Source organism: Pseudoxanthomonas sacheonensis (genome assembly GCF_031455975.1).
GTDB lineage: Bacteria > Pseudomonadota > Gammaproteobacteria > Xanthomonadales > Xanthomonadaceae > Pseudoxanthomonas_A > Pseudoxanthomonas_A sacheonensis_A.
This window is the reverse complement of the sequence record NZ_JAVDTT010000002.1, coordinates 380,363-394,674: the sequence shown is the minus strand read 5'-3', so window position 1 is coordinate 394,674 and position 14,312 is coordinate 380,363. Positions and strand designations below refer to the sequence as shown.

The following is a 14,312-nucleotide window of genomic DNA, read 5'->3' as shown; positions in this document are numbered from 1 at the left end:
TTCCTTCAAGCGGACTCGCATACGGCCGTCCGCTTGAGTCAAACGTTAGGCTGCATAGAGGATTTATGCGAAATTTAGCCCCAGACATAACCAGGCAGCGCTTGCTGATCGAGGGTTTCTATACCGGTGCAGTGGATCGCGCCTCGGTTGAGGGATACTTGACCGGCGTAGCGGCGCATTTGAACCTGCGCACCTACGGGACGCCGATCATCCACTCTCCCGCTGGTGAGGGAAAACTGGAGAACGCCGGCTTTGACGCGTTCATTCCGCTGATCGACTCTGGCATTTCGCTTTATGTCTGGTCGGAGCGCAAGTTCTTTGCGACGGTCTTGTTCACCTGCAAGGCATTCGATGTCCGTCAAGCGCTCGAGTTCACGCAGCATTATTTTGGCGCTTCTCAACTTGAGCATCGAGAGTTCTAATTGTTCACAGGCTGCCGTGGGTGGGGCCTGATAATTCATTCAAGCCGAACCTGCCTTGCGGGTCTTCCTGGTTCAGGCGTTAGGCGATAGTCGAGTAGTGGAGGTGTTTATGTGCAGAAATATCAAGACGCTGTACAACTTCGACCCTCCGGCAACTGGAGATGAGATCCGAGCCTCTGCATTGCAATTCGTTCGAAAATTGAGCGGGTTTAATGCGCCATCGAAAGCTAATGAAGCAGCGTTCAATGAGGCGGTGAGGCAAGTTACGCTGGCAGCGACAACGCTCATCGATTCGCTCACCACATTCACACCGCCAAAGAACCGAGAAGTCGAGCGCAATAAGGCTGCGAACCTTTCGGCTAAGCGCTTCGGGGCGAAAGATCCGCCCAACAAGTTGTTCACGCCGAAGGCGCTTCGCAGGTCGCCTTAGCTCAGACGTTTGGCCTCAAAAGGAATTCCGATGAAGCTTGGCTACACAATCGTCTATGTCCCGGATGTCCACGCATCGTTGGACTTCTTTACCCAGGCATTCGGCATCGAGCGCCGCTTTCTCCATGAGTCGGGAGAATACGGTGAGCTTGAAACGGGAGAGACCGCCCTCGGTTTTGCTCGCCACGACCTGGCCGAAACGCATTTCCCAGGAGGGCATATCGAAGCGCATAGCTCGGCCAAGCCCTTGGGTATGGAAATAGCGCTTGTCACTGCGAACGTGCCTTCGGCGCATAAGCGCGCCATTGCCGCAGGCGCTTTCGAGCTGGCTGCTCCTGCCGAAAAGCCGTGGGGGCAAGTCGTTTCCTATGTTCGCTGCCCTGATGGCACGCTCGTCGAGCTATGTACGCCGATCGGTTGATGAGAATCCCATAGGGCGGGCTCAAGCCCGCCCTATGAACTGCCCGTTTGCCATGCGGTCTTATCAGGCCGGCCACAACCACCAGAACGCCAGCGCGCTGACGACCCCGTAGATCAAAGCGTCCAGCAGATCCTTGATCACGCTGATCCAGGGCTTGCCCATCCAGATGCCGGACTGCACGCTGCCGCCCGCATAGGTGAGGAAGGTGATCAGACCGACCAGATGCCCGGCGTAGTGGGCGTTGCCGGGCAGGCCATAGACCTGCAGCGCGATGGCGCCGGCGGCGAGGGCGATCACCAGGTTGAAGAGGAACCAGCGGATCAGCATGCCGCCCATCTTGGGCGGGCCGCTCTTGATCACAGTCAGCATGCCGATCGGGCCGTCCACGTATTTCTTCATCATGGCTTCTTCCCGCATGGCTTTCATGTCCGTGCAGTGAGGAATGCCGTACTGGCCGGGCGCGGGCGCGCCTTTGCGCAGAACGGCCTGCACTTCGTCTTCGTTGGACAGTTTCTTGTAGTCGCTGTTATGCCACTTGAAGACCATGTGGATCAGGCTGCTGGCGATGTAGACCAGGACCGCTGCTACCAGGATGGGCAGCCAGAGTTGCGGCAAAGCATTCATGACGGGGCTCCTTCGGGTTTGGGTGATGGCGCGCAATGGATGGAGCGGGCGGAAACCAAACGCGTGATGCGGGTAACGGTGGCTGTGGGAGCGCCAGAGGCATCTTACTCCCGCCGCCGCGCTAAGACGGGCTTCTTGGCAGGCAATGGAGGGCCAAGACCGTCGCCACTGCGTACCCTGCCCATAGTCACCGTGACCAATGCGCCTTCAGCCTGGATGGGAGGATGGATGAGAATCCCTGGCGGTTTCCGGCATAGGCGGGATCGCCGGCTTTGCGTGTCGCTCTTGCGGCGGCCACTTTTCTGCAAGAGAACCGGAGAGCAGGGCTATGCGATCGAACAAGCGCACCGCAAGGATAGCCGGCCTGTTGTATCTGATCGTCGTGCTGGCCGGCATCTTCAGCCTGGCCTACGTTCCGTCGCAGATCAATGTGTCCGGCGATGCCACGGCGACGGTCCGCAATATCGTCGCGCACGAATCGCTGTTTAGGTTCGGCATCGTGGCCGGATTGATTTGTTACACGGCGTTCCTGTTGCTGCCCCTGGCGCTGTACAGGCTGCTCAGTCCTTTCGGCAGACAAGCCGCCGTGCTCATGGTCGCGTTCGCCGTGGCCAGCGTTCCCCTCTCGTTCGCGGTCACGCTCAACAAGTTCGACGTGCTGGCGCTGCTGGGCGGCGCCGACTACCTGCAGGCCTTCAGCGCGCAGGAGCTGCAGGCACGGGTCATGCAGGCGTTGCAGTCCTATCGCGACGGATTGCTGGTCGCGCAGATCTTCTGGGGCCTGTGGCTGTTGCCGTTCGGATATCTGGTGTACAAATCCGGCATCCTCCCCCGGTTGCTGGGCATCCTGTTGATGCTCGGCTGCTTCGGCTATCTGATCGAGTTTATCGGGAAAGTGTTCTTTCCCGGCTACGCCGAAAGTAGCATCGCCGATTTCGTCGGGCTTCCCGGTTCCATCGGTGAAATCGGAATCTGCCTGTGGCTGCTGCTGGTGGGCGCGCGCGAGTCGGCAGAATGATCCACGGTCCGGCTCTCTCTAGATGGTCAGACCATACTCCAGCACCACCAGTCCGCCCGCGTGCGACTGGGCGCTCAACAGTTTCAACTTGCGTTCTCCCAGATCAGTAGGGGTGAAGGAGCGGCCATCGCCGATCAGCACCGGCAACACCCGCAGACGCAACACGTCGACCTCGCCTGCGCGCAGCAGCGCGTCGGCCAAGGTCAGGCTGCCCCACACGATCAGATCGCCGCGGATGCGCGCGCGCAGCGCACGCACCGCTTCCACACCGTCGCCTCTCAGTATTTCGACCGCGCGGCCATCGCCCCACGGCGCCGATGGCAGCGTGGAGGAAACGACGAATTTGGGCAGCGCATTGATCGGCGCCGCCACCGGCTCGGCCTGCGCCTCGGTGGTCGGCCAGTAGTCGGCGAACATGCGGTAGGTCGTCGCGCCGAACACGATGGCTTCCACGCTGGCCAGCATCCGCAGCTGCTCGGGATCGGCGTCGTTGAGCTGGCGCGCGGTAGAGAAGAAGCCGATGCCGCCGTCCGCATCCGCGGCGTAGCCGTCGGCGCTGAGGATCTGTTCCACGATGAGTTTGCCCATGTCCGCTCCGCTGCGTTGCTGGAGAATCCGGACGCGCCCGGTGGCGTGCCCGCAAGGCCGATGGTTTCACCGATCTCCTTCGAACGACGAATGAGCGTGGCCGAAATAGACAGCAAGCGCCGTCAGCAAAAAAATTCCGCAGAGCTAGTCCTGGCGGGCGCCCGGCTCCACTTCCGGATCGTTGCGTTCCTCGCCCGATCGCTTTCCTGGTTGTTCTCCCACCTCATGCGTCGGCTCGAGGGCCGCATCGGGTTCGGAAGGATCCAGTTCGGGGGGCAGAGGGTTCTTGGTGCTCATGTTCCTACTCCATCGAAATCAAACCGCCCCGTTCTCTTACCCGCATTCGTATCATCCCGGCGTGAAGAGAGGCTTATGGGCGGAAGGGCAGAGCGTACAGCTGAGGTTGAAGTCCGCGGCTCACCGCAGCCGAAAGCTGTGGCAGTCTGTCGCCCTACCCCCATGCAACGTACCCAAGATGAAACAAACGCCACTCTCCGGCCGTTGCGCCTGCGGCCAGGTCGTGTTCCAGGCGATGACGGAAACCGCGTGCGCGGTCTGCTATTGCGAAACCTGCAGGCGCGCATCGGGTTCATGGGGCATGGCCTGGGTCGATGCGATCCGTTCCTCGCTTTCCATCCACGGCCCGGTGTCGCGCTGGAGATCTTCCTCGCACGCGTACCGCCACTTCTGCGGGGTCTGCGGCACGCAGCTGCTGCTGTTGGAAGACGAGGGCGAGGACGTCGTCGAGATCGCGGTCGGCTCGCTGGATCAGCAGCACCTGATCAGCGTCGACCACGAAAGCTACCTCGCCAGTCGCCCTGAATGGGCCGCAGCGTTGAAGACATAACAACGATTGGCGCGTCTCCGTGGGCCGCTGATCGTGCTGCAGATTGAGTGGTCCTGTTGACGGCCAGCGGGGCTGAGGCGACTATCCGGTATCCCACGTTTCTCGGCACGCTTAGAATCGGCGGCACACGGAGGCAGCCATGGCGTTGGACTTGCTCGACCTCGGAACCATCATCGATATCTTTATGGCCCGTCGTTTCTTTGTGCCATTCGCCATCGGTGTAGCCGGGGCTATCGCATTCTACTATTTGACTGGTGAGACACCGGCGTCTGCCGCGATTGCATTTTTTATAGGGTTGATCGGCTTGATTGCGGGAATTATCTTTCAGATGGCTGGCAGCAGATCGGGTTCCGTCTAACATCTCTTTCAAATCGAATCCCGCTTCATGGAGCGGCTCAGCTTAGGCGCTAGCACCAACGCCTCCCTGATATTTACGCATCAAGGAGCAACCACATGTACACGAAGACGCTTTACGCGGGTTGGGCCGACATGGACTTCAACTCGCATATGAAGAACACGGCATACCTCGACAAGAGCGCCGATGTGCGGCAGATGTTCCTGATGGAGAACGGCTTCCCCATGGAAGAGTTCGTGCGGCTCAGGATAGGTCCGGTGGTCATGAAGGACGAAGTCGAATATTTCAGCGAAGTGGGCTTGCAGCAAAAAATCACCGTGACCTACGCGCTCGCCGGCCACGCGCCGGACGGCAGCCGCTTCCTGCTCAGACACGAGATCTTCCGCCCGGATGGAAAACTCAGCGCGCGCGTCACCAGCACCGGCGGATGGCTCAACCTGGCCGAGCGCAAGCTCATGGCGCCACCGCCGGCGCTGCTATCGGCCATGAATCTGCTGGAGAAGACCAGCGACTTCGTTGTCCTGCCCTCCAGCATAAAGACGCGCGCCCAGTAATTCGAAGCCGAACCCGTTACCAGTGCCTTGGAAGATCCATGACTCATCGACTCTTCGTTTACGGAACGCTCGCCCCGGGCCGGCCCAACGCGCACGTCCTGGCGGAGGTTCCGGGACAGTGGGAGCCCGCGACCGTCACTGGAACCTTGCGTCAGCAAGGTTGGGGTGCGGAGGTGGGCTATCCGGGAATCGTCCTGGATGAGCGTGGTGGCGAAGTCAAAGGCTTCCTCTTCAGCTCGGAGAACCTGGCCGAGTGCTGGGCCAGGCTCGATGCGTTCGAAGGCGATGGCTATTCGCGCGTGCTAACCCCAGTGCGGCTCGACGATGGCACCGTGGTGGACGCCTACATTTACAGCCTCAGCGGAACTTGATCGCCGCACCATCCGGGAGACGGCAACGCCTACCAGCTGTGCCGCAATCCCGCCTGCACGGCCCAGTACTGCTTCGTTTCCATGCCCGAGGCCGCGGACGCTTCGAAGAACAGCCCCGTGCGCTTGCGACTGAAGCTCACGTCGGCACCCAGTACGAGTTCGCCTCCCGTGCCTTTGCGCTTCGCCGTGTCCGGCACGATGCTGCCCCCATTCATTGAAGCGGTGATGTCCAGGTTGTCGCCGAAGTAGTGCAGTGCGGATGCCCGCGCGTAGACATTGCCTTGTCGCGCTCCCTGCAGCTTCCTTCCGAAGGCGACGCCGACTCGCGCGAACGAGCTATCGAATCTGTCCTGATCGATGCGCACGCCATTGAGCGTGGTGTGCTGGCTGTCGCGGATTGCGCCCACCGACAGGCCAAGCTGCGGTTCCAGGTAATAAGACTTGGAAAGCTGGAACGGATATCCGCCCTCGGCATAGAACTGACCGGCTTCGGTACGGTACTTGCCGGCGATTTCGCGACCCTGGGAATCGCGCGCGGAGTATCGGTTCTCCAGCGAAGAAGCACTCGTCCCGAGCAGTACATAGGCACCACTATTGGCGCTCCAACGGCCGTATAGCCCCAGCGTGGTTCCGCTCAACTCGCCACGGCCCGCCGCGTAATGCGCGGTCGAGCGGATGCGGCCTGCGGTGAAGCCGACAGCGGCGGAGGAATTGGCCAGCGCGAAGCCATGATCCGCGCCCAGCGTCGCGCCCTGGTAGTCCTGGCGATAATGGCGGGAATACGCGGTCTTGGCCGTGAGTTCGCCGCTATCGACCCTTACCCAGACGTCCGATTGATCCGCGGTATTGTCGCGTGTTTGACTGCGCACGCGTTGCAGCGAAGTCTGCCCACTGATCTTCCACAAGTTGGCTAAGCTGTCGGCCGCATCGGCGGCGGTCTGTACCGTCTCCGAGGGCAGGATGCCGATATCCCCGCCGCCATCGTCAATGTCGCCGCCGCCGCCGTCACCGTCACCGTCACCGTCACCGTCACCGTCACCGTCACCGTCACCGTCACCGTCACCGTCACCGTCACCGTCACCGCCCGTGCCGTGGATGGTGATGCCGGTCAGCAGGATCCGCTTTCCATCGGCGCTCAGCGCTACCTGCGGGGTATAGCTGAACTTCACCAGATTGTTTTCGTAGATTCCGCTCCATTCGCCATCCAGGCCTGCCACTGCCGAGAACGTGGCGCTTCCGCCCGCGGCCGCGCTCGCATCGACGATGGCGAGCGCCGCATCGGCTTGAATCGACCTGCCGTCGCGGACGGTCGTGGCGTTGACCCAGGACGTGTCGTCCAGCACCGGGTCGTAGACGATTCCCACGCCCTGCGTGCCGGTGGCGGAAAAGGTTCTGATGCCGCTGCCGAACACGATCTGGTCGGCGCTGGCCGTGCCCTTTATGCCGGTGATGTCGCTGAGCACCAGAAACCGCGCGCCGTCGGCCAACGCCACGGTGGCGCCGATGCTGGTGTTGCTGCTGTCGATCAGCAAGGTGCGATACGAATGCGTGGGGACGGAGGTGGGCGAAAAGGTTCCCCAGTACGCGGCCATATCGATCGCACCGCCATTGCCAAAGCTAAGGGAACCGGAGCCGAAATCATTGCTCAATGTGCCCGTGCCTTGCGGGATCCACGTTGCGCCGTTGGCGAACGTCAGATCGGCCTTGCCGACGCTGAAGCCGGTGGCGGTCTGCAGGCCGCCGACCGAGCCGCGCAACCAGGAATCGGAGGTGTCCAGGTTGAGATCGACCGAGCCGAGAAATCCGTTGGCTGTGTTGCGGGCGGTCACGATATCGCCGTCGAGCTGCACGGTGTGGCCACCGGCCTGGTTGACCGTGACGCTCGCGTTCTGCGTGTCGAGAGGCACGCTCCAGATCGAATACGCAGTGCCGGTGCCGCCCGCGGTGGTCGACACGGTCAGGCCGCCGGCGACGTTGACAGTGCCGAAGTTGCGGATGCCGTACACGTCGACATCAGCACAATTCGGGTGGTCTGGCGGGTTGCAAACGTTGGCGACGGTGAACGACACCGGCGCGGTGGGCGAGGTGAAGTCGATGGTGCCGGTGCTGACCAGTCCGTAGGTTTCCGTCTCCGAGGCGACGTCGACATTGACGGCGCCGTTGAACGTCATCACCGCACCGGGCGAGCGGTCGTTGCTGAGGCCGGAGGGCTTGCCGAACGGCGTGTAGCCGTTTTCCGGCCCTTCGCTGCGTACGCGCACGTCGACATTACCATTCCAGGTCATCCGCGCCCGCCAATGCGTGTTGGCGATCCCGTGCGTGGAGCGGGGCCCCTGGACATTGACCGTGGTGTCGCCGTTGACTTCCATGTTCCCCTGGTTGCGCACGCCGAATGCGGTCGAGCCCATCGCGACGGTGGTCAGCGACAGGTCGCCGTTCACCGTCAGCCGGCTGCCGACGCCGTCGTTGTAGATCGCATGGGCGTTGTCGCTGGGCCAGATCGATAGCGCCGAGATGGTGGTGTCGCCGTTGAAGGTGATGCGGCCATCGAAGCTGTAGACCGCATCGAGCGTGCCGCGGCTCTCGGCCAGGATCGTGGTCGGGCCGTTGAAGATGATGGTGCTGGTTCTATCGGCCCAGACCGCACGCGCATGGCCCTGCGTACGGGCGTGGATGTCGGTGGCGCCGTTGAAGATCGTGGTGCTGCGGCCGCGGCCGATCACTCCTTGCGCACCGTTACCCCGGACCGTGCCGAAATCCAGGTCGTCGGCGTTGGTGGAGATCCTGGTGTTGCCGTTGACGGTGACCGTGTTGCCGTCGTTGAGGATGCCGACCGCGCTGCCCACGGTGCTGCTCTCGCCGCGGATCGCCGATAGCTCCAGCCAGCCGTCGCCGGCGACGTCCAGCACGACCGGCGGGTTGCCGCCGGTGACGGACATGGCAATCACATCGCGGTCGACGCCTTCCAGCGCCACACGGTCGCCATCGGCGAAGCGGTAGTGCAGAGTCGTGCCATCGGAGCTGAGGTCGTAACCGGGGACGTAGCCGCCGGTGCCGCCTGGCTTGTCGTGGTCGGCGACGCCGGTGATGGGATCTTTATGGTCGGTCGCGTGCACGGTCGTGGGCCGCGCGACCACGCCTGCGACCAGCGTGGCGGCGATGGAAAAGGAAAGCTTTTTGCGGCGGCGCGCTTTGCCGATGCGTTCGGCCTCCTCGCGTGCGTTTCTGACTATCGATTCCTGCCAAAGCGGCGGTAGTTGCAGATCGTGTTCAACGCCACGCGAGGCGAGCCGCAAAGCCCGCTCCTGTTGTATGCAGGTCATCAAATTCCCCTGTGCCAGAAAGCTATGGCCACGATAGCCAGAGCGTATGAGCGACCCCTCCAAGCCGCTCGATTGGAAAGTAGCACGGCGCTTTCAATGGCTGAAGTCCAAAGCCCGGCCTGTGCGTGATTGCGATGCGATCGTGTGACCGGCATCGCAATGCGATTCCTTCGACAGGCGTTCGCAAGATCATCCGTGGCCCGAGATCTTCTTTCCCCAGGCCCTGCCGCAAGATGATTCGCGTCAAGCGACGACGGGTTGAAGGCGGGCACGACGCAGTGCCGTGCCTTGATCCGCGCAGGAATCCGCTAGCGCGATTCGTCGTAGTAATCGCCGCCGATGATCGTGCAGATCTGGGCCTCGGTGAAACCGTGGAAGCGGCGGCCGCCGGGGGTATGGCGCTTGGCGAAAAGCTTGCCGTTGGCCGCTGTGCGCTCGCGTTTTTCCTGCAGCAGCCATTTGGCGTAATCGTTGGTCAGGTTCCGCGACCGGATCGGGTCGAGTTTCAATCGGGGCATTGCCTGGGTCCTGGGTGGGGGGACGACAAGGCTACCCGACATGGCCTCCACGGGGCGTACCCACCCCACGCTTGCCCCCCGTAATCCAGGGTGTCGGCGCCCTGATTGGAGCGAGGCAATCCGCCGTGTCCGCTCGGACGGGATTCCCTCGTTGGCAAGTTTACGGGGGTCGACGGGAGATCCTTATGAAATCACTATTCCTAGTCTGGGTGATGGTTTTGCTCCTTCCGGGGTGCGAACACATGCAGACCAAAAGTCAGGGCGTGGAGGATGTCGGCGGAACTGATGAAGCCAATGCGCAGCGTTCTCGCGAGATCCTCTACGCCACATTGTGGATGCAGCACAGCACCGAATACCGGGCCGCCGCCCTGCAGGCTTTCGAAAGCGCCAGAGCGCAACTGAAAACCGCGACCAAATGCGGTACGGCAGAAGCGGGGCAACTGCAGCAGAGCAAGGGTGCGTGCGGCGCGAAATCGCCTTGGGCGAAACGTCCTGCGGCCATCATCTTCGATCTAGACGAAACCCTGCTGGACAACTCCGCCTACCAGGCGTTCCAGATCAAACATCGCGAGCTCTATGACGACGCGCGTTGGGAGACCTGGGTCAAGTCCGAAGAGGCCATGGAGATCGCCGGCGCGGTGGATTTCGTCGAAGCGGCTTCCAAGGTGGCCAGAATCTATTACGTCTCCAACCGGGCGTGCCGGCGACCGATCGACAAGATCAGGGTGGAGCAGAAAGTGAGGGAGCTGTGTCCGCAACTGCTCGACACGATGTCGCGGATGGCCAAGCTTGGGTTTCCAAAAGCCAAGGATCGGTCCGCGTTCTATCTGAAAGGCATGTACACCGATCTGCGATCGAAAGAGGAAATACGTCAGAAGATCGCGGCCAAGCACCGCATCGCGATGCTCGTCGGCGACGACCTGGAGGACTTCGTCGAGAGTCGTGCCGTCTATGCGCAGAACGAAGCTGCGTTGGCGCCCTTGTGGGGGAAACGCTGGTTCATCCTCCCCAACCCTGCGTATGGTTCCTGGCCTGGAGTCCTCAGTGCCGATATCGAGCAGGAAGTTTCCAAGGCATGCGATCCGCTGGAAACCAAAGAGGCGAGGGATCGTTGCGCCTACAGGCTTCGATACGAAACGAGACTGGACAAACTCAAGGTATGGCTGCCGCTGGAATAGGGTTTCTGCAGCTCCGCGCGATCAAGGCTCCTGTTTCGGCGGGCATCTGGGCACGCCCGATCCGACCACGCAATGCACGCAGCAAGTTGGCGCCTGCGTGGGTAACGGCTCGGCAGGAACCGGTGCGAGGCTGGACGCACCCGGCAACTTCGCCAGGACATCGGCGGGTTTCAGCTTCAGCAACACCGCCCAGTCCTGACGGTTGACGTTGCAGGCCGCCTCGTTGTCCGGCGCGCACAGCGACTCGCCGCCATTGCGGTACGGCAAGCCCCAGAACTCGCCGTTGCGGTTCAAGGGCAGCAATCGCATGATCACGGCTTGTTGCACATTTCCGCTGATCAGGTAGGCGGTGTTGTCGTTGTCGGGGCTGGCAGCCACCACGATCTCGCAGTGCATCTCCAGACCCGCGCTGCCCGCGCTCACCACCGAAGACAAACCTTCGTAGCCGTACGTGCGGTTGCCGTTCCGCACGTAACAGAGCATGTCGCCGGCCCCGGGTTTGGCATGCGCAGGATCGACGAACTGGTAGGCGCTGGTTTCCGGACGCTGGTAAGCGTCGCGCACATAAGTGATATGGCTGGCCGAAGCGCGGAAGCCCGGTACGCCGGCCTTCCGCATCACCCAGGAAATGAAAGCCGCCGACCAGGGGTTGTCGATGACGAAACCGCGGCAAGCGGGCGAAGGATAGTTGCCGGCGGCGGCGCCCTCGCACTCGCTGGCGCCTGGCAGTTGGCCTACCTGTCGCAACACCCCGCTTTGCTGCCAATAACCGGCTACCCGACGCCAAGCCTCGGTCTGGCCATCGCCCAACGGCTGTGCTTCGGCTTCCGTGATCGCGCTGTTGGCGATACGGCCGTTGCGATCGATGAAGGGCCGGTACCACAGGCCGTGCTCGTGGCAGGCGTAGGCGGCGATGCGGGTGGCGACCTCCGGTGCCGCCCGCTGTTGATCCAGACCTGGGCATACATCGGCGGCATTGGCCGTGGCCGAGGCTAACATCAGAAGGTGGAACACGATCCATACGCGCATCGGCACGCTCCTTGGAGGAAGACAGGTTTCCCCTGCGCGCATCATGCCGCAAACGGAGGTGGGTGCGCCTGCCGTGTTTTTCGAGTCGCGCTGAGAGCTGGCGGGCAGTGCCCGCCCTACTTCTTGCTGGTGGATTTTTTGCTTGCGGTCTTCTTGGCCGTCTTCTTGGTGGTCGATTTCTTGCTCGCGGTCTTTTTCGTCGCCGTCTTGCGGCCGCTGCCCTTGGCGCCGCCGTCCTGCTTGTTGACGGTGGCCCAGGCGATCCGCTCGGCGGCCGCCTCCGAACGTCCCTGCTCCCGTTCGCTTTCCTCGATATGTTCGGCCTGCCGTTTTTGCTTGTCCGAATAGGAAGACTTGTCTCCACGTGGCATCGCGTTCTCCCGGCTATGAAACACGGAGGCGAGGCTAAGCGCCAAGACGTAATCGGGCGATGAAGGCCGTAGTGCACGTGCCATGTGCCTCCTCCATCAGCACACAGCGTCCTTTCCCTACCGACGCGCTTCCCCAGACCCCGTAGAATGCCGCTGGCCGCAATGCGAGTCGCATTGCTCGGACTCGTACACAGTGCCCATCGCCGCCAGAAGTGTCCGCTTTGGCGACGGCGGCACGTTCTTCCCCAGACAACACCCGCCAGAGAGAAGTTGATGGCTCACCGGTTAAGGGACACCGCGAACGCGGTCATTGCGACCGCAATCTCGCCTTCCAGACAGGACGATCCGCCGGAAGGCCGGTTGGCGATCCGCAAATGGCATTTCCTGGCTTCTCGTCTGCCCGGCCAGTTGGCCATCAAGTCCGTAGGCGGGCTGAGCACGCGCAGATTCATAGAAGCGGTCCTTTGGATCGCCGCTACCGACTCCACTTGGCCCCAGCTACCGAAGTCCTACGGCAATTTCCACGCCGTGTACCAACGGTTCGCCAGATGGGCGCGCCTGGATGTCTGGGACTATGTGAGCACCTGTCTGGAAGGCGACCCGCGGCTGCCCGCGCTGCAGCGACTGGTTCGCCAACATCTGGAGATCCGCCGCAGGCGGAACAAGCCGGTCGAGCAAGCTGCGATCAGCGAAACGATTCCGCTTGTGACGACCCCGAAGGATCGCATCCATGAACTGGAGGCGCGGATAGCAAGAATGGAGCTGCAGTTGCGCGTGGTGCTGGCGGCATTTCCACAGGTCGCGGAGCGTTTCCCGGACCTGGAGGTTGGGGACTGAGGCGGATCGCTTCGCCGATTTCGCTGTGCCCAACGCAGGCATAGGAAACGGACGACTTCCCGGGCGGAGTCAGAGACTCTCGCTCGCCAATGCCAGTCCCGGTTCCTCGCAGCACACGCGATTGCGGCCTGCGGCTTTGGCCCGGTACACCGCGCTGTCGGCGGCGTGATACAGCGCGTCGTCGTCCTGATGCAGATTGCCGTCGAACTCGGCGATGCCGATGCTGGCGGTCATGACCAGCACGATGCCATCCGGTGCGATGGGATTCTCGACCAGGCTCGCGCGGAAACGTTCCGCACGCTGCATCGCCGTGGTGAGACCCTGTCCCTCCAGGACCACGCCGAATTCCTCGCCCCCGACCCGCGCCGGCAAATCGCCCGGTTCGCTGAAGCTGCTTTTCAGCCGCGCGGCGATGGCCATCAGGCAGGCATCGCCGATGGCGTGGCCATAGGTGTCGTTGATCTGCTTGAAATGGTCGATGTCCAGCAACAGCAAAGTCAGCGGTTCGCTGCGCCTGGTCCGCTCGGTCGCCGCTTCCAGTACATCGGCGAACTGCCGGCGGTTGGCCAGTTCCGTCAACGGATCGATCCTGCTTTGCCGCGAAAACAGATCGCGCTGGCTGCGCAGTTCCTGATCCAGGTCCAGCCGCTGCTGGTATTCGGCGTAGCTGCGCAACAGCGAGATCACCACGTAGACCAGGTAGATGGTCACCATCAAGCCGTTCGGCCGATCGGCTGGGTCGCTCCAGAGCAGGAACAGGCCGGGCACGCACAACAGGCCGATGCCGGCGAAGGCGAAACCGCGGCGCATGCTGAAAGCATGCGCGATCGCCGTGGCCAGGCCCAGGGTGAACAACAGCGCGGTAATGCGCGCCGGCCCGAACCCCGAATCGAGCGTGGCCCAGCAGAACAAGCCTCCCCACAGCGCGGTGGTGAAGAGCACGATCCCCCAGTGCAGGCGCAACCAGCGCGAAAGCGCGGGGCCTTCGGCTCCGTCGGGGAGCGGGCGATGCAGGAAGCGCCAGACCGTCAGTCCGATGAAAGCCAACAGCAATCCCCAGCTGAGCATCGGCTCGCGCTCGAAGGCGTCCCCATAGATGCCGACCAGCAGCCACGAGGCCGCATAGAACGGACCACCGGTCAACGCGCGCTGATAGGTGTCGGCCATCTCCTGGGTAAGTCGGCGGGTCTGTACGGCATTCATGCGAAGGTCCAGCGAAAGGAGTTGCGTACGGCGATATCGGTCACGTTTCCATAAATCTACATGGCCAGCACACGCAACTTGAGTGCCATTCGTAAGTCATTGAATATAGCCGCCAAATGCCGGCAAATGCGGACCGCAGGTGGCGATGCGTCACTTTGTGACGCATCGGCAGGCCGGCGAGCGGCTATGTTGTGCCGCATTCTCGTTTCCCTCCGCCGAGCTGT

At 62.3% G+C, this 14,312-nt stretch carries 17 protein-coding genes and 1 pseudogene; 10 read left to right on the top strand and 8 right to left on the bottom strand.

The window, feature by feature from the left end; genetic code table 11:
• Positions 1 to 101 precede the first annotated feature (101 nt).
• From J2W94_RS08945 to J2W94_RS08935, 3 genes are all read left to right on the top strand, one after another.
• A complete protein-coding gene (locus J2W94_RS08945) occupies positions 102 to 422 on the top strand; it encodes an S-adenosylmethionine decarboxylase (protein ID WP_310092341.1) in 321 nt (106 codons plus the stop codon).
• A gap of 109 nt (positions 423 to 531) precedes the next feature.
• Positions 532 to 852, top strand: a complete 321-nt coding sequence (locus J2W94_RS08940; RefSeq protein ID WP_310092339.1) for a DUF2277 domain-containing protein — start codon at positions 532 to 534, stop codon at positions 850 to 852.
• 30 nt (positions 853 to 882) lie between these two features.
• Entirely contained in the window at positions 883 to 1,272 is a 390-nt protein-coding gene (locus J2W94_RS08935; protein WP_310092337.1) for a VOC family protein, read from the top strand.
• A 63-nt stretch (positions 1,273 to 1,335) separates the two neighbouring features.
• On the opposite strand, the gene J2W94_RS08930 is transcribed toward J2W94_RS08935, so the two are convergent.
• Positions 1,336 to 1,896, bottom strand: a complete 561-nt coding sequence (locus tag J2W94_RS08930) for a hypothetical protein (RefSeq protein WP_310092334.1) — start codon at positions 1,894 to 1,896, stop codon at positions 1,336 to 1,338.
• Positions 1,897 to 2,224: 328 nt separating this feature from the next.
• On the opposite strand from J2W94_RS08930, the gene J2W94_RS08925 reads away from it, so the two are divergent.
• Positions 2,225 to 2,914 (top strand): DUF4386 domain-containing protein, encoded by a 690-nt coding sequence (locus J2W94_RS08925; RefSeq protein WP_310092333.1) that lies wholly within the window; start codon positions 2,225 to 2,227, stop codon positions 2,912 to 2,914.
• A gap of 18 nt (positions 2,915 to 2,932) precedes the next feature.
• Here J2W94_RS08925 and J2W94_RS08920 read toward each other — a convergent pair whose 3' ends face one another.
• Positions 2,933 to 3,502 carry a dihydrofolate reductase family protein gene (locus J2W94_RS08920; RefSeq protein ID WP_310092331.1) on the bottom strand — a complete coding sequence of 190 codons (570 nt, stop codon included), beginning with the start codon at positions 3,500 to 3,502 and terminating at the stop codon, positions 2,933 to 2,935.
• Between the two features lie 144 nt (positions 3,503 to 3,646).
• Positions 3,647 to 3,799: a hypothetical protein gene (locus J2W94_RS08915; RefSeq protein ID WP_310092328.1), complete on the bottom strand. Its 153-nt coding sequence runs from the start codon at positions 3,797 to 3,799 to the stop codon at positions 3,647 to 3,649.
• 178 nt (positions 3,800 to 3,977) lie between these two features.
• Here J2W94_RS08915 and J2W94_RS08910 point away from each other — a divergent pair, with 178 nt between their 5' ends.
• The 4 genes from J2W94_RS08910 (at position 3,978) to J2W94_RS08895 (ending at position 5,629) form a co-directional block, all read left to right on the top strand.
• Positions 3,978 to 4,349 (top strand): GFA family protein, encoded by a 372-nt coding sequence (locus J2W94_RS08910; protein WP_310092325.1) that lies wholly within the window; start codon positions 3,978 to 3,980, stop codon positions 4,347 to 4,349.
• 139 nt (positions 4,350 to 4,488) lie between these two features.
• Positions 4,489 to 4,707 carry a hypothetical protein gene (locus tag J2W94_RS08905; RefSeq protein ID WP_310092324.1) on the top strand — a complete coding sequence of 73 codons (219 nt, stop codon included), beginning with the start codon at positions 4,489 to 4,491 and terminating at the stop codon, positions 4,705 to 4,707.
• A 95-nt stretch (positions 4,708 to 4,802) separates the two neighbouring features.
• Positions 4,803 to 5,258, top strand: coding sequence for a thioesterase family protein (locus tag J2W94_RS08900; protein WP_310092322.1), 456 nt, complete (start codon positions 4,803 to 4,805; stop codon positions 5,256 to 5,258).
• Between the two features lie 38 nt (positions 5,259 to 5,296).
• Positions 5,297 to 5,629, top strand: coding sequence for a gamma-glutamylcyclotransferase family protein (locus J2W94_RS08895; RefSeq protein ID WP_310092320.1), 333 nt, complete (start codon positions 5,297 to 5,299; stop codon positions 5,627 to 5,629).
• A 29-nt stretch (positions 5,630 to 5,658) separates the two neighbouring features.
• Here the strand turns inward: J2W94_RS08895 and J2W94_RS08890 are convergent, their stop codons facing one another.
• Entirely contained in the window at positions 5,659 to 8,952 is a 3,294-nt protein-coding gene (locus J2W94_RS08890) for an autotransporter outer membrane beta-barrel domain-containing protein (RefSeq protein ID WP_310092318.1), read from the bottom strand.
• 308 nt (positions 8,953 to 9,260) lie between these two features.
• Positions 9,261 to 9,470 (bottom strand): hypothetical protein, encoded by a 210-nt coding sequence (locus J2W94_RS08885; protein ID WP_310092315.1) that lies wholly within the window; start codon positions 9,468 to 9,470, stop codon positions 9,261 to 9,263.
• Between the two features lie 242 nt (positions 9,471 to 9,712).
• Between J2W94_RS08885 and J2W94_RS08880 the strand changes: the two genes are divergently transcribed.
• Complete coding sequence (locus J2W94_RS08880) at positions 9,713 to 10,648, top strand: 5'-nucleotidase, lipoprotein e(P4) family (RefSeq protein WP_310092313.1); 936 nt, start codon at positions 9,713 to 9,715, stop codon at positions 10,646 to 10,648.
• A 21-nt stretch (positions 10,649 to 10,669) separates the two neighbouring features.
• Here J2W94_RS08880 and J2W94_RS08875 read toward each other — a convergent pair whose 3' ends face one another.
• Together J2W94_RS08875 and J2W94_RS08870 are read right to left on the bottom strand one after the other, a co-directional pair.
• Entirely contained in the window at positions 10,670 to 11,677 is a 1,008-nt protein-coding gene (locus J2W94_RS08875) for a DUF2272 domain-containing protein (RefSeq protein ID WP_310092311.1), read from the bottom strand.
• 122 nt (positions 11,678 to 11,799) lie between these two features.
• Positions 11,800 to 12,048: pseudogene (locus J2W94_RS08870) on the bottom strand (HupB); the annotation flags it as partial.
• Between the two features lie 273 nt (positions 12,049 to 12,321).
• Here J2W94_RS08870 and J2W94_RS08865 point away from each other — a divergent pair.
• The gene (locus J2W94_RS08865; RefSeq protein WP_310092309.1) at positions 12,322 to 12,885 is read left to right on the top strand and encodes a transposase; all 564 of its coding nucleotides are present in this window, start codon (positions 12,322 to 12,324) and stop codon (positions 12,883 to 12,885) included.
• Positions 12,886 to 12,954: 69 nt separating this feature from the next.
• On the opposite strand, the gene J2W94_RS08860 is transcribed toward J2W94_RS08865, so the two are convergent.
• Entirely contained in the window at positions 12,955 to 14,088 is a 1,134-nt protein-coding gene (locus J2W94_RS08860) for a GGDEF domain-containing protein (RefSeq protein ID WP_310092307.1), read from the bottom strand.
• Positions 14,089 to 14,312 lie beyond the last annotated feature (224 nt).